Source organism: Colwellia sp. 6M3, from assembly GCF_014077595.1.
Lineage (GTDB): Bacteria > Pseudomonadota > Gammaproteobacteria > Enterobacterales > Alteromonadaceae > Cognaticolwellia.
In genome coordinates this window covers 1-1845 of the sequence record NZ_JACGWF010000179.1, presented here as the reverse complement: position 1 = coordinate 1845, position 1845 = coordinate 1, and the positions used below count along the sequence as shown (strand labels likewise).

Sequence of the window (1845 nt, the reverse complement as noted above, 5' to 3'; positions counted from 1 at the left end):
CCCGTCCGCCGCTCGACGCCGAATAGCAAGCTATTCTCGTTTCCGCTCGACTTGCATGTGTTAAGCCTGCCGCCAGCGTTCAATCTGAGCCATGATCAAACTCTTCAATTAAAAATCGTTTGTGATGTGAGACAAGTAAACTTGTTTCAACATCTGCTCAATGAATTCTGTCGTGTTACTTAATCCCGACTAGGAACTAAGTAACTACATAAAACGTATTATTTAAATCCGAAGACCTAAATGATACTTATTTTGTGTGACATCATATTAAGCTGTTTTTTTGTTATCCGAGGATAACTATGTAAAATCAACGTTAATGTGAGTGTCCACACAAATTGCATGATAACTAATTGTTAAAGAACGTTAGTTTAAACTCAAAGTAAAAAACTAACCGAAACAAAATCTCATTCGCTTTGCTTCGTTGCTACAGGCCTTGCCTGAAGCGAGATGCGCATTCTACGCAACTCTGTTTCAATGTCAACGTTTTATTTCGTTTTTTTTAAACTTTCTTTTCAGAAGATTCAAACTTAACTTTAAAACGTTAAGTTAACCAAATCGGCCTAAACCGCGCTAGATAACTCATTAAAACCGGGCTTACGTCGTCCTAACTCGCCCTAATTCGTATTTCCTATACATCAACCTCTTCGACTTGTCCCGAAGAAGTGGAGCGCATTTTAGAGATTTTTGACCTCACGTCAACCGCTAATTGTAATTAAATTGCATAAAAGTGTTTGTTTGCCTTTTAATTGTACAGCTGGTGCTTTTAATAAGCTAAAGCAGTGTAAATAGCATGCTGTTCAAATGAAAATACTATTATCTCTGTTTTTTCTTTTGCTCATACTAAGTTTTTAAAGTCTATTTTCTACAAAGCTAGTGCAAAGAGTGAAAGCTACAGTTAAAAATTAATGCTATATAGGTGTTTTTACTAATTTTATAAACGAATATCGTGACTGGGAATGTTATATAGGTATATAGCTGAATAAATTGCATAAAAATTACACTTATTCTTGCACATTGCTAAAAGGTGGGTAACATAGAATTGCAATTTAAGTTTCTTATAAAATAATAATTAGGTATCCATTATGAAGTCTCCTCAACCATTAACGCTCATAGTAGCGTTAGTTTTCTCTGTAGCTATATACTTTTTAGCAAACGGTGATGTTATTGAACTTACCAGTATCAGCGCCGCTGTTATTGCTTTTGTTTGTGCATTCATCGCCCCGTTAATTGGCAAAGCTGAAACAAGTGTACAAGATGCAGACACAAGTATAAGTACTCTCTATGTTGGTAATTTACCTTATAGAGCTAATGAAGCTGCAGTAAGAGAGCTTTTCTCTGAATATGGCCAAGTTCAATCCGTTAGATTAATGAAAGATAAGCATACAGGGAAAAGACGTGGCTTTGGTTTTGTAGAAATTTCGTCAGCTGATGCCGACAAAGCGATATCTTCACTAAACGATAGTGAATTTCAACAGCGAACTTTAAAAGTTCGTGAAGCAAAAGAACGCCCAGAACCAGTTTCTGAGTAACCTGTTTATTTAAATACATTAGTAATGTTTTAATGTTTCAAATGCCGTTTATTTAGTAAACGGCATTATTCACCTTCAAATGTCAGCAAACCCACACCGATTTACCATTCTTTTATTCTAAATAAATGAATGCTCTCACTTATGTTCATCGTTTTGTATAAATTTTCATAGTTAATATGCTGTTATTTTCTAAATTTCACTTTATTGCTTAATTATTGATTTCTTTACTGATTAATAATTAAAAAAGGTGACATAAGTTGAAAAATCAAATAAAGTGTTAAAAAATGTAAACAAAGGGAGTTGATTACTATAATAA

At 34.0% G+C, this 1845-nt stretch carries 1 protein-coding gene and 1 rRNA gene; one reads left to right on the top strand and one right to left on the bottom strand.

Going from position 1 to position 1845, the window contains the following annotated elements:
• A 16S ribosomal RNA gene (locus H4J50_RS18835) occupies positions 1-111 on the bottom strand; the annotation flags it as partial.
• Positions 112-1082: 971 nt separating this feature from the next.
• Between H4J50_RS18835 and H4J50_RS18830 the strand changes: the two genes are divergently transcribed.
• On the top strand, positions 1083-1529 hold the full coding sequence (locus H4J50_RS18830) for an RNA-binding protein (protein ID WP_085306096.1): 447 nt from the start codon (positions 1083-1085) through the stop codon (positions 1527-1529).
• Positions 1530-1845: the final 316 nt, after the last annotated feature.

Excerpts from the sequence above, each read along its gene's own strand:
- H4J50_RS18830 (WP_085306096.1), top strand. The coding sequence starts at position 1,083 with ATGAAGTCTCCTCAACCATTAACGCTCATAGTAGCGTTAGTTTTCTCT.